The organism is Bradyrhizobium sp. AZCC 1577, from assembly GCF_036924575.1.
Classification (GTDB): Bacteria; Pseudomonadota; Alphaproteobacteria; order Rhizobiales; family Xanthobacteraceae; genus Bradyrhizobium.
The window spans coordinates 662,151-674,733 of sequence record NZ_JAZHRQ010000001.1 but is presented as its reverse complement, the minus strand read 5'-3'; the positions used below and the strand labels follow the sequence as shown (position 1 = coordinate 674,733).

The following is a 12,583-nucleotide window of genomic DNA, read 5'->3' as shown; positions in this document are numbered from 1 at the left end:
TTTCGCGATGTTCAAGGTCCGCGTCATTCCCTGTCTCGACGTCAAGGACGGCCGCGTGGTCAAGGGCGTCAATTTCGTCGACCTACGCGACGCCGGTGATCCTGTCGAGGCGGCGATCGCATATGACGCGGCCGGCGCCGATGAATTGTGCTTCCTCGACATCACTGCCACCCACGAAAACCGTGGCATCATGCTCGATGTGGTGCGGCGCACGGCGGAAGCCTGCTTCATGCCGCTGACGGTCGGCGGCGGCGTCCGTACCATCGAGGACATCAAGACGCTGCTGCGTTCTGGCGCCGACAAGGTCTCGATCAACACGGCAGCCGTCTCCAACCGTGAGTTCGTCAAGCAGGCGGCGGAAAAATTCGGCGAGCAGTGCATCGTGGTCGCGATCGACGCCAAGCGGGTCAAGCGCGGCGGCGGCTCGGACCGCTGGGAGATTTTTACCCATGGCGGGCGCAACTCCACCGGGATCGACGCCATCGAATACGCGCAGGAAGTGGTCTCGCTCGGCGCCGGCGAGATCCTGTTGACCTCGATGGATCGCGACGGCACCCGCCAAGGCTTCGACCTGCCGCTGACGCAGGCCATCGCCGACAGTGTCCCCGTACCGGTCATCGCCTCTGGCGGCGTTGGCAATCTCGACCACCTCGTCGACGGCATCCGCCAGGGCCATGCCACCGCGGTGCTGGCCGCCTCGATATTCCACTTCGGCGAATTTACCATACGCCAAGCCAAGGAGCATATGGTGCGCGCCGGGCTGCCGATGCGGCTCGATCCCTGACGACTCCCTGTCACAAAAGTGCTAAGTCCTTGCCCGGGACGGCGTCCTGGCCTTTGGTCGGTCGCGAGTGTTGAGTTCGGTTGATGTCGCGTTTTACGATCCATGATCTGGCCGCCACCATCGATGCACGGGCCGCATCGGGAGGAGAGGCGTCGTACACCCGCAAATTGCTCGACAGGGGCGCCGAGCACTGCGCCAAGAAGCTGGGCGAGGAAGCGGTGGAGACCGTGATCGCGGCGGTCGAGAACAACCGCAGCCACCTGATTGCCGAAAGCGCCGACCTGCTGTTTCATCTGCTGGTGTTGTTGAAGTCGCGGGGCGTGAAGCTGGAGGACGTCGAAGCCGCGCTGGCGCAGCGGACCTCGATGTCCGGGCTCGAGGAGAAGGCGTCGCGCAAGCGCGACTAGCCGAGAGGGCAGCTCATGGATATCCGCACCCCGGAACAGCAATACAATCCCTACCGTATCTTCACGCGCGAGCAGTGGGCGCGGTTGCGCGACGACACGCCGATGACGCTGGAGCCGGGCGAATTCGAGCGGTTGCGCTCGATGCATGACCGCCTTGACCTGCAGGAGGTCGAGGACATCTACCTGCCGCTGTCGCGACTGTTGTCGATCTATGTCGATGCGACCGATCGGCTCTTCCGGGCGCAGCGCCAGTTTCTCGGTATCCGCGACCGCAAGGTCCCCTACATTATCGGCGTCGCCGGCTCGGTCGCCGCCGGCAAATCGACCACCGCCCGCGTGCTGCAGGCGCTGCTGGCGCGCTGGTCGCCCCGCCCCAAGGTCGACCTGGTGACGACCGACGGGTTCCTGTTTCCCAATGCCGTGCTCGAGCGGCAGGGGCTGATGCAGAAGAAGGGCTTTCCCGAGAGCTACGATCTGCCGATGCTGCTGGCGTTTCTTTCCGACATCAAAGCCGGTCGCCGGCCGGTACGCGCGCCGGTCTACTCGCATCTGGTCTACGACATCGTGCCGAACGAGTGGATCGAGGTCGATCGCCCGGACATCCTGATCGTCGAGGGCGTCAACGTGCTGCAGACCGGCCGACTGCCGCGCGACGGCAAGGCGGTGCCGGTGGTGTCGGACTTCTTCGACTTCTCCGTCTATATCGATGCCGAGGAACCGGTGCTGCGCGAATGGTATGTGCGGCGCTTCCTGGCGCTCAGGGACACCGCGTTCCACGACCCCAAATCGTACTTCCATCGCTACGCGGTGCTCTCCGACGAGGAGGCGACCGCGACCGCGATCGCGATCTGGGAGCGCACCAACCTCGCCAACCTCGAGGACAATATTTTGCCGACCCGGCCGCGGGCGACGCTAATCCTGAAAAAACGCGCCGATCATCTGGTCGAGACGGTGGCGCTGCGGCGACTGTGATTGCTGTCGTCCCTGCGTTCGCACGGACGACGTCGAGTTTTGTTTCGACCTCACGCCGCGATGTGCCGTGACGCGATCAGCCCGGCGAGCGCCTCGGCGAGTTTTTCGCGGTCGAGCGGCTTGATCAAGAATCCGTCCATGCCGGCTTCGAAGCAGGCGTAGCGATCTTCCACCAGCGTGTTGGCGGTGAGCGCGAGGATCGGCGTCCGGCTGCCCGGCTCGCCGGATTCGAGGGTACGAATCCGTTTGGTGGTTTCGATGCCGTTGAGCTGCGGCATCTGGATGTCCATCAGGACGAGATCGTAGGGGCTGCCCGCGGATTTCGCCGACAGCCAGGACTCCAGCGCCTCGGCGCCGTCGGTGGTGATGACGGCGTGATGGCCGAGCCGGCTGAGCAACGATCGGATCAACAGCGCATTGATCTGGTTGTCCTCGGCAACCAGGATCGACAGGCCCTTGGCTGACGGCTCGGCCGGCGTCTCGCTTGGGTCGATGGCCGGATCCAGGCTCGGTGCGGCCACTTCCGGCGCGGCCGTCATGCGCGCCGCGAGCGAGGCTGCGCGCAGCGGTTTGACCAGATAGCCGGTGAGGGCGGAAGTGGCGGATGGTTGCATTTCGTGCCGCGTCGCCGGCGTAAACATCACGATGCGCTGGGTGGCATGAAGGCGCGCGGCTTCGCCGAGCCGTTCGATTTCGGCGAGCCCCAGCGCGTGATCGATCAGCACGGCGTGCCAGGCGCGCTCGGGCAGCAGGGCCTCTGCGACGTTGGCGTCTGATACCATGCAGGTCTGCCCGCCCCAGCGCTGCAGCCGCCGCGCGGTCAGCGAGGCCTCGATGCTCGCGGGGGAGACCAGCATGATCGAGTGGCCGGAAAGAGCCGGCGCCGCAAATGAGATTTGTTCGCCGCCCGCGGCGGCAAGGGGAAGCGATACCTCGAATGTCGAGCCCATGCCGGGCGTGCTCGCCAGCGCGATGCGGCCGCCCATGCGCTTGACGATACGGTCGGAGATGCTCAAGCCGAGACCGGTGCCGCCGTAGCTGCGGGCGATCTTGTCGTCGGCCTGCTCGAACTCGCGAAAGATCCGCTCGCGTGCTTCGGGGGCGATGCCGATGCCGGTATCGCGCACCAGGAAACTGATTTCATTGGGCCAGATGCCGGGCTCGACGATCAGGGCGACACCGCCGGTGGAGGTGAATTTTATCGCATTGCCGGCGAGATTGAGCAGCACCTGCCTCAAGCGAGCTGCGTCGCCGATCACGTGCGTCGGCAGCCGTTCGTCGACATAGGCGGCCACCTCGATCTTCTTGGCCTCCGCGCGCGGCGCGAGCAATTCGGTGATGTCCTCGATCAGGCCCGACAAGGCGAACGGACGATGTTCGAGGTCGATCTTGCCGGCCTCGATCTTGGAATAATCCAGCAGTTCCTCGATCAGCGAGAGCAGCGCGTCCCCGGAGGTCTTCACCGCCTTGACATAGGTCGCCTGTTCCGGCGTCAGCGGTGTATCCATCAATAGGCCGCTCATGCCGATGATGCCGTTGAGCGGCGTGCGGATCTCGTGGCTCGCCATCGCGAGGAAGCGCGACTTGGCGCGGCTTGCGGCGTCCGCCTGATCGCGGGCCTCGGTCAGCGCGCGTTCGCTCTCGGTGCGATCGGTAACGTCGCGGCCGACGCTTTGCATTTCCGCTCGTTCTCCGGCGTCGTTGCGGACGAACCCTTCGCGCCATGCGATCCAGCGCGGGCCGAGCGGTCCTTCGATCCGCTGGTCGTGAACGCGGGTGCCGGTCGGTTCGAGCGCGGTGTCGCCCTGCTCGAGAACGGTAAGCGCGAAGCGGCTGCCGATCAGCGCGTCGCGCGGCATTTGCGCCAGCTCGCAATAGGCGTCGTTGGCGTAGGTGATGCGACCCTCGCCGTCGCGCAGAACGATCAGATCGCCCTGCGATTCGAACAGCCGTCGGGTACGCTGCTCGGCTTCCTGCAATTCCCAGTTCCGGTCAGCCAACGCTTCGTTATGCAGCGCGACCTTGCGCATCTTCTTGCGCAGCAGGCGAAGCCGGAAGCTGAAGGTGGCGAGCGCGACGCAGGCGATAGCAAACAGGAAGGCGACGCCGATTGCAAAAGAGTGCGGATCATAGCCGGAGTTTTCCGTCTTGGCTCCAGTGATGAAGCCAAAGGCTCCGCCGAACACGACCGAGAAGATCATTAAGGAGCGCAGCGCGAAGGTAAGCCAGGGATGACGGCGGCCGAAGCGGCGAAAGCGAAGTTTGATCCGGAAAGTCCGTCCCATCGCCAATGACCCTAAGCTTGCTGCTTGAATTGAACCGGCCTGCTTCGCCGCCTCTCGCGGAAGAACGATGCGTCGCCGATGTTGCAAAGTGCTTGAGGCTCCCAGCGGCATCACGGCCGCGATGAGAACAAGGTGAATGAAAGGTTAACCGAGCATGGTCCGGACCCGGAGGGCCGCGTTCGCGCAAAGTGGCAACCGGCTTTCCGAAAAGACCATGCTCCAAACCTAGAGCGACGCCGCTTCGATGCGGTGGCGCTCGCCACGAGCGCCGACGATCAGGGCGGCGGCATCGAGCAGCGAAAAGCTCTTCGAAGACACGAAGATGCGGTGCTCGGCCGGTCCATCCCTGGAAAGGTAGATCACGGGATCGGAGCTTGAGGGATTTCGGGAGATCGCAATCAGGAGCGGCGGCGCATTGCTCGCGCAGGCGCCGGCTTCGGCCGTATCGATATCGTCGATCACGGTGAAGTCGGCCGCTTCCGCGTTGTCGGTAATCTGGACCCGCACCGTCGCGCGGCCCGGATCGCTGGTGAAACTGACGTGCCGGTGCGCCTGCCAGGAGAGGGCGGCGATCTGGACGGAAGTGCCTGATAATTCGATGCAGGGCCGCGGACCGACCAAAAATTCGCCGCGCGCGAACAGCGCGACAATTGCCAGCGGAATCACCGAGGCCAGAATCTTCAAACGCAACATGATACGCTACTCGCTCACCATAAGTCCGCGACATGGGACCTATGGTTGGCAGAGGGTAAAGGAAACTAGTTACCGCCGCGTTGACGCGGGTTGTTTTTGCGCGGCTCAGCATCTTTGGTGCGAGTGAGGCGAAGCGGGCTGGCGGGCGAACGACGTGGTGGGATGTCACACCCCGCGAAGGCGCGGTATTCAGTACGCTGCGGCCCATCCACGTCATTGCGAGCGGAGCGAAGCAATCCATCTCTGCGCGCATGTGGTGACGATGGATTGCTTCGCTCCGCTCGCAAGGACGGGAAGATAGCGACGCACACACCACTGTCGTCCCCCGCGAAGGCGGGGGATCTACCGTGATGTTCGTCAAGAGGTCGATCATGGGCGAGAGTGCGGCATCGTGCTCGCCGGTCAAGGCGACCGCTGCGCGGCGGCGATGCCGGCCTTGACCGGCTGCGCTCGCTGCCGCGTTGGCTTGCCATGATCGAAGGCTCATGCCGCAGGCCTGGCTGCGTGTCTCCAATCTGATCGGTCACGGATCATGGCGTTGAGCGTCACCAGCATTTTGCGCATGACGGCGGTGAGCGCGACCTTGCCCAGGCGATGATTGTCATCGACCAGATGTCGGTAGAAGGCCTTCATGACCGGATTGTGCTGGATCGCGCTGCGGGCGCCGTTGAAGAGCACTTTGCGCACGCTGGAGCGGCCATGACCAATGGACGCATGCCCGTGCTGCTTGCCGCTGTCGCGCGTGTGCGGGGCAAGGCCGCAAAGGGCCGCGATTTTCTTGCCTGACAGATGTCCGAGTTCCGGCAGGTCCGCGATCAATGTTTCCGCGATGGCGGGGCCGACACCGCAGAAGGTTTGCAGCCGCCGGCTGGTCTCGGCATGCGCGGAGCTTGCGATGCGTTCGGCGATGGCCTTGTCGACCGTAGCGAGTGAACGCTCAAGGGCGGCAATGACCGCCCGCAGGCTCTTGCGCACAATGGCGCTGTCTGCCACGTCGCAGCGGCAGGTCTCGGCATGCAGCAGAGCCTGTAACTGCCGGCGCCGCGATGCGAGTTCACGTAAGACCTCATCGGCCTCTGGAACCGACTCGATGTCGCGGCGAGCGAGCTCCTCGGCGGCAAAGTCGGCCAACAATTTGGCGTCGATGCGGTCCGTCTTGGCCTTGATGCCACGCCGCCTGCGATAGGCGACGACTTCGTTCGGGTGCACCTGCTTGAAGGCGACCTTCGCGCGGCGGAGACACCGTCGCAGAAGCCGCTCATAGCCGCCCGTCGGCTCGAACGCGACCAGGCCGATCGAGCCGGCCCCGATCTGCATAAACCAAGCGTCAATCGCTCGCTCACTGTTCGCGATCCGCTTGACCCGACTGTCACCCGCGATCGCAATGTCGATCCACTCCTTGGCAACGTCCACCCCGATCACCATCTTGTCCATGTGGCTGTTCTCCGACAGAATATGCATCTGGTCGGCACGCCGGATTGCAATGCGGGCTCAGGCCCTCTCTACCGTGCGCGTGTCAGACCGTAACGCCGGCGGTCCTAAGATTCCCACGGTCTTGCAGGACCTGACCAGTACTCGAGGGGCCGCCGGCGCCCCATCCAACAGGATGGCGACGCCATCATGCAATCCAGTACGCCGCGGCTTATCGGTTCTATCACCGGCGTCTCTGGGTCGCCTGGTCAAGCCGGGCGATGACGACTGAGTATGAGGAGCCGATCTCGCGACGCGTTGCGCCCGACCTGCTCTCAACTGTCGAGATCATCACGCAGGCTGTGCCCGGCCGCGCGTTACTGTTCGGCTGCGGTGACGACCACCGGCCGGATGAAGGCGGCGATGACAGCGAAGACGAACAGCTCAGCACGACGACCGGTCTCAGGTACCTTGCCGGGCTGCGCATCATCTTTCGTTGACGTGTCGACCATGTACCGACCTGCCGTCTCGGAAATCGAACAACCAGCGAGCCGGCCACACGTTCCCCTTGTGCTAGGCTATTCTGCCGCCATCGGACGAAGGCGACGCCATTCCGCCCCACTCCTAGATGCGCCACCGGGCCCGCTGGCAGCATGATTGCGTGCCAGGGGTCACTCATTGATCAGGATCAAAAGAAGAATGATAAATGAATGAATTATTTTATGCTCTTTCGGCATCCCGCGTGCCGAACGGGGATGGTGCGACGCGCTACGCCGCGCGCCGCAGATCCTCCGCCAGCGCGCGATACGATAGCGCCTCCGCCAGATGCAGCCGGCCGATCTTTTCCGCACGATCGAGATCGGCGAGCGTGCGCGCGACGCGCAGCACGCGGTGATAGCCGCGCGCGGTCAGCTTCATGGTTTCGGCGGCGTCGCGTAAAAGTTTTTGGCCTTGTGCATCCGGCTGCGCGATCGTCTCCAGCAGCGAAGCCGGCGCTTCGGCATTGGTGCGGATGTGCGGCATGCCGGCCGCGGCGTAGCGCGCGAGCTGGATACTGCGGGCAGCGGCGACACGGGCTGCGACTTCGGCAGAGCCTTCGCTTGGCGGAGGAAGTATCAGATCGGCGGCGGTGACCGCCGGTACCTCAATGCGCAGGTCGATGCGATCCATCAGCGGGCCGGAGATGCGCATCTGGTAATCCGCGGTGCAGCGGTCGACCGGTGCGCGCCTGCAGGAATAGCCGGGATCATAGGCCTGGCCGCAGCGGCAGGGGTTCATCGCCGCGACCAGCATGAAGCGCGCCGGGTAGGTGACACGGTGGTTGGCGCGGGACACCGAGACCTCGCCGTTCTCCAGCGGCTGGCGCAGCGAGTCGAGCACGCGCGGATCGAATTCGGGCAGTTCGTCGAGGAACAGCACGCCCTGATGCGCCAGCGAAATCTCGCCGGGTCTGGCGCGCAGGCCGCCGCCGGTCAGCGCAGCCATGCTGGCGGAATGATGCGGTGCGCGGAATGGCCGCCGCGCGGTCAGCGCGCCGTCGCGGATTTCGCCGGCGACGGAGGCGATCATCGACACTTCCAAAAGTTCGGATGGCGACAGCGGCGGCAGGATCGAAGGCAGCCGCGCCGCCAGCATCGACTTGCCCGCACCGGGCGAGCCGATCATCAGCAAATGATGTCCGCCGGCCGCCGCGATCTCCAGCGCACGCTTGGCGCTCTCCTGGCCCTTGATATCGCGCAAGTCGAGATGCGTCGCTTCCGGCTCGTGCACTTTCGGCTGCGGCCGCGACAGCACCTGCGTGCCTTTAAAATGGTTGGCGATCTGGATCAGCGATTTGGCCGCGATGATCTGGATGTCCGGGCTCGCCCAGGCCGCTTCCGAGCCGCACGCCGCTGGACAGATCAGTCCTTCCTCGCGTGCGTTCGCGCCGATCGCCGCCGGCAACACGCCCGCAACGGCTGCAATCGAGCCGTCGAGCCCCAGTTCGCCCAGCACGGTAAAGCCGTTGAGTGCGTCCGGCGGGATCGCGCCGATCGCCGCCATCAGGCCGAGCGCGATCGGCAGATCGTAATGGCTGCCTTCCTTCGGCAGATCGGCCGGCGCGAGATTGACGATGATCCGCCGCGCCGGCAGGGCCAGCCCCGAGGCGATCAGCGCCGAGCGCACCCGCTCGCGCGCCTCCGACACCGCCTTGTCGGGCAGACCCACAATGGCAAAGGCCGGCAGCCCAGGCGCGACCTGCACCTGCACGTCGACCGCGCGGGCCTCGATCCCCTCAAAAGCTACGGTAGATACCCGCGCAACCATGCTGCCCCCCGCGACGCAATCGAAGGTAGCGGGGAACCGGGGAGCAAGTCAAGAACATTAAGAGAACATTGTGCACCTAGGGCCTGTCAGCGCACATCCTGCATCGACATACCGGTGCTCAACCGATCGTCGACATCTCGACCGGCACTAGCGCTCCGTTCGCATGTACGGGCTGTGCTCAGAAACAAGCTTCAGCGCCGGATCATCAGCGAGAACGCGCACCGCCTCTGTCTTTGCAGGGCTCTCATTCTCAGGGTTACCCCGGACGCTCCACACAGCGAGCCAGACGACGAGCATTCCGGCTCCGATAGCCACCATATCCTTGGTCATTTGCCGGGCCTCCAAACTGGCTGCCAAGCGCTGAGGAAAGACCAATTTCGGCGAAGCGGGATGGTTCCTAAGGTGGGCCTTTCGATGAAGGCCCTCGACGACGCATCTCACCCGCACGCATGCAGGTGTGCGGCAGCACCTGGATGATCCGGGGCCGACCACCGGCCGACCCCAAATCAAGCGTCCTTCTCAGAGCTGCATGTTCATCGGTTCGGGATAATACCTGAAACCGTCGCCGTTCTTGGCGACGTGGCCGTAGCCGGGCCAGGCGAAGTGATAGGACATGACCGGGATCTTCTGGGCGGCGAGCATGTCCAGCATCTTCACCCGCGAGGCGGCCGCCTGCTTTGGGTCGCTGTCGTAGGAGAATTCCATCCGCGGTTTCTCCAACAGCAGCACCGCGTGATGCGAGAGGTCGCCGAGGAAGCAGAAGGATTTGCCTTTCGAACTGACCATGAAGATGGTGTGGCCGACGGTGTGGCCGGGCGCTGCGAGCGCGGTGACGCCGGGCAGGAATTCCTGGTTGTCCTTGATGAAGACGATGCGGTCGCGCACCGGCATCAGGTTCTTGCGGGCGTGGATGATAAAATCCTTCAACGGACTGCCGAGCTTGCCTTCATCTGTCCAGAAATCGAAATCGCTCTGGGCGATGTAGACCTGCGCGTTCGGGAATAGCGGCTTGTCGTCGGCGCCGACCAGGCCGCCGATGTGATCGATATGCGCATGCGAGCACACCACGGCGTCGATATCGCTCGGCTTGATGCCGGCCGCCATCATGTTCTTCTGCTGCTGGCCGGTGGTCGGGCCGAACGCCTTTGACGTGCCCATGCCGGTATCGAACAGGATCAGCTTGTCGCTGGTATTCACGATCGGCGAGTTCTGTTCGAGCACGACGTGGTCCGGATTGAGGAAGTTGTCGGACAGCATCTTCTTCACTTCTTCCTTCGGCACGCCGGTAAACGTGCCGGAGGGATCGCCGAGCGGCAGCGGGCCGTCGGAGACGACGGTCACTTCGGCGTCGCCGAGCATGAAGCGGTGCCAGTAGGGCGTCTGCGTGCCAAGTTTTGGCGCCTTGGCCAGCGCGCTGCCGCCGAGCATCGTTGAAGCGCCAAGACCCATTCCGAGTCCTGCGCCGAGCGCAAGCAAAGACCGTCGCGAAAGATTCGTCGTCATGCCTCTTCCTCCACAAATTTAATTGATTGCAGTACGTGCCCGGACGAACTCATCCGTGCCTGCAGGCTGCTCCCGCTTCCCGAAATTGGCAAGTGGGATGAGGAGGCACGACAGGGATGCGAAAATGACAATGGCACCGCGGCGCGTCGCGGCGATATTGCAGGACAGGTTTCGAAGGTCGGCATCGACGGCTACCAATCGTAGTCGTCGTACATCCACTCCCTTGGGTATCGAGGCCGCGATCTCGCTTGCGGCGGCGACCGTTCGGGCTTGCGCAAGGTCGGAGCCGGCTGGGTCGGACGCGCTGACGTCTTGGGCGGGGTCTGCTCGGAAACCTTCGCGAGTTCGCGTTTCATCTCTTCCTGGCTTGCCTTCATCTCCCCAATGGCTTTTGCGTTGTCGCTGGCCATTTGTTGCTGGTTCGCCTTGAGCTGTTCGATGGTTCGCTCCAGGTTCGCGAGGTCGCGCGCGATCGTTTGCAGCAACTGTGTCTGTTCGGGGGGCGCGGCGGTCGTTGGCGGCGAGGCGTCTTGCGGCGGTGCGGCCTGAGCCAAGGTCGGTGCTTGCAGTGGCGATACTTGTGGTGGTGATGCTTGCGGTGGTGGTGCAGTTTCAGCCGCGGCTACGTGAACGGTTGATGGATCGGGCTGCGCGGGAGATGGCGGATCTTCCGGCGGCGACGATGGCGTTGAAGCGGGCTGCGGCGCCCACCAGGCGATAACCGGCTTGGCCCCGTCGCCATAGGACGATTGCAAAACGAGGGCAGCGACAATGATGCACGCTGCCAGAGGCAAAGCAACGAGGGTCCGGAGCGCCGGCCTTTTTTCCGGTGATGGCGCGCCAGGTCGCGGCGGGTCGGGTCGGGCCGGAGCCGATGCATCGCGTTCCATCTTTGCAAGCTGTTCAGTCAAGCGCGTGAGCTGCTCATCCGCGCGCTTGATCTGTTCGTGGGCGTGCGAGAGCCGCTCGTCGGCGCTCACGACCTGGGGATCGCGCCTTTCAGCTTCTTTCGGAGGTGGTGTGGAGTTCATTGGCGTTTTCCTCTTCGTCCAATGTCGTCCGAAGGTGGCCGGTCGGCCATCCGGCAGCGCTTCGTGCAGTCTTGCCCACAGCATGGCCGCATGATGGTAGAATATGGGATCACACGGCGATAGCGCATTCAATCCGGCAGGCTACGGCCGATGACGCAGAACGACGCGGCTCTCCTCGCCGGTTCCAATCGGCCGGCGCACGCAATTCATCCGGCCTAAGTCGCGGATGAGCGCGCAGCGAAATTATTTCCCGGCGCGCTTCTTCTCGATGGTATCCCAGATCTTTGCCGCCACGTCCGGGCCGTTGAGACGCTGGATGGCGCGGATGCCGGTCGGGCAGGTCACGTTGATCTCGGTGAGGTTGCCGTCGATCACGTCGATGCCGACGAACAGCAGGCCGCGTTCGCGCAAGTCCGGGCCCAGCGTGTCGCAAATCTCGCGCTCGCGCGGGGTAAGGTCGGTCGCCTGCGCGGCGCCGCCGCGCACCATGTTGGAACGGAGGTCGTCGGGGGCCGGCACGCGGTTGACGGCGCCGGCGAACTCGCCGTCGACCAGGATGATGCGCTTGTCGCCGTGCTTCACCTCGGGGAGGAAGCGCTGGATCACCCAGGGCTCCCTGAAGGTGACGGAAAACATGTCGAACAGCGAGCCGAAATTCATGTCCTGAGGCATCACGCGAAACACCGCCGCACCGCCATGGCCGTGCAGCGGCTTCATGACGACCGCGCCATGCTCATCACGGAACGAATTGATTTCGTCGAGGTTACGCGAGATCAGCGTCGGCGGCATTAGCTGCGGAAAGTTCAGCACGAACATCTTTTCCGGCGCGTTGCGCACGCTGGCGGGATCGTTGACGACCAGCGTCCTGGGATGGATTCGTTCCAGCAAATGCGTCGAGGTGATGTAGGCGATATCGAACGGCGGCTCCTGCCGCAACAGGATGACGTCGAAGGCTTCGAGCGGCTCGCGCTTCGGCTCTCCCAACGTAAAGTGATCGCCGACCTCGTCGCGCACCGTGAGGCGCTGCACCGGCGCCACCAGCTCCTCGCCGCGCAGCGAGAGCTGGTCCGGCGTGAAATAGGAAAGGCTGTGCCCGCGCTTTTGCGCTTCCAGCATCAGGGCAAAGGTCGAATCGCCGCGGATGTTGATACGCGCGATGGGGTCCATCTGGACGGCGATATTCAGTTTCAT

The 12,583-nt window shown here is 64.0% G+C and carries 12 protein-coding genes; 4 read left to right on the top strand and 8 right to left on the bottom strand.

The features are described from left to right. Nucleotides 1-7 precede the first annotated feature (7 nt). The 3 genes from hisF (at nt 8) to coaA (ending at nt 2,163) form a co-directional block, all read left to right on the top strand. Nucleotides 8-784 carry an imidazole glycerol phosphate synthase subunit HisF gene (gene hisF, locus V1278_RS03140; RefSeq protein WP_334365792.1) on the top strand — a complete coding sequence of 259 codons (777 nt, stop codon included), beginning with the start codon at nt 8-10 and terminating at the stop codon, nt 782-784. An 83-nt stretch (nt 785-867) separates the two neighbouring features. Further along, a complete protein-coding gene (locus tag V1278_RS03135) occupies nt 868-1,191 on the top strand; it encodes a phosphoribosyl-ATP diphosphatase (protein ID WP_334379677.1) in 324 nt (107 codons plus the stop codon). Between the two features lie 15 nt (nt 1,192-1,206). Beyond that, on the top strand, nt 1,207-2,163 hold the full coding sequence (coaA, locus tag V1278_RS03130) for a type I pantothenate kinase (RefSeq protein WP_334365794.1): 957 nt from the start codon (nt 1,207-1,209) through the stop codon (nt 2,161-2,163). Between the two features lie 50 nt (nt 2,164-2,213). Here the strand turns inward: coaA and V1278_RS03125 are convergent, their stop codons facing one another. The 3 genes from V1278_RS03125 to V1278_RS03115 all read right to left on the bottom strand — a co-directional run bounded on the left by V1278_RS03125 (nt 2,214) and on the right by V1278_RS03115 (nt 6,575). Continuing rightward, nucleotides 2,214-4,448, bottom strand: coding sequence for a PAS domain-containing hybrid sensor histidine kinase/response regulator (locus tag V1278_RS03125; RefSeq protein WP_334379676.1), 2,235 nt, complete (start codon nt 4,446-4,448; stop codon nt 2,214-2,216). Between the two features lie 225 nt (nt 4,449-4,673). Further along, nucleotides 4,674-5,141, bottom strand: coding sequence for a hypothetical protein (locus tag V1278_RS03120; protein ID WP_334379675.1), 468 nt, complete (start codon nt 5,139-5,141; stop codon nt 4,674-4,676). 483 nt (nt 5,142-5,624) lie between these two features. After that, nucleotides 5,625-6,575, bottom strand: a complete 951-nt coding sequence (locus tag V1278_RS03115) for an IS110 family transposase (protein WP_334362844.1) — start codon at nt 6,573-6,575, stop codon at nt 5,625-5,627. A 257-nt stretch (nt 6,576-6,832) separates the two neighbouring features. Between V1278_RS03115 and V1278_RS03110 the strand changes: the two genes are divergently transcribed. After that, entirely contained in the window at nt 6,833-7,051 is a 219-nt protein-coding gene (locus tag V1278_RS03110; RefSeq protein ID WP_334379674.1) for a hypothetical protein, read from the top strand. Nucleotides 7,052-7,319: 268 nt separating this feature from the next. Here V1278_RS03110 and V1278_RS03105 read toward each other — a convergent pair whose 3' ends face one another. The 5 genes from V1278_RS03105 to gshB all read right to left on the bottom strand — a co-directional run bounded on the left by V1278_RS03105 (nt 7,320) and on the right by gshB (nt 12,583). Further along, on the bottom strand, nt 7,320-8,858 hold the full coding sequence (locus V1278_RS03105) for a YifB family Mg chelatase-like AAA ATPase (RefSeq protein ID WP_334379673.1): 1,539 nt from the start codon (nt 8,856-8,858) through the stop codon (nt 7,320-7,322). Nucleotides 8,859-9,005: 147 nt separating this feature from the next. Beyond that, nucleotides 9,006-9,188: a hypothetical protein gene (locus V1278_RS03100; RefSeq protein WP_334379672.1), complete on the bottom strand. Its 183-nt coding sequence runs from the start codon at nt 9,186-9,188 to the stop codon at nt 9,006-9,008. A 189-nt stretch (nt 9,189-9,377) separates the two neighbouring features. After that, complete coding sequence (locus V1278_RS03095; protein ID WP_334379671.1) at nt 9,378-10,361, bottom strand: MBL fold metallo-hydrolase; 984 nt, start codon at nt 10,359-10,361, stop codon at nt 9,378-9,380. A 191-nt stretch (nt 10,362-10,552) separates the two neighbouring features. Next, nucleotides 10,553-11,392: a hypothetical protein gene (locus tag V1278_RS03090; RefSeq protein WP_334379670.1), complete on the bottom strand. Its 840-nt coding sequence runs from the start codon at nt 11,390-11,392 to the stop codon at nt 10,553-10,555. A gap of 243 nt (nt 11,393-11,635) precedes the next feature. Further along, nucleotides 11,636-12,583: a glutathione synthase gene (gene gshB, locus V1278_RS03085; protein WP_334379669.1), complete on the bottom strand. Its 948-nt coding sequence runs from the start codon at nt 12,581-12,583 to the stop codon at nt 11,636-11,638.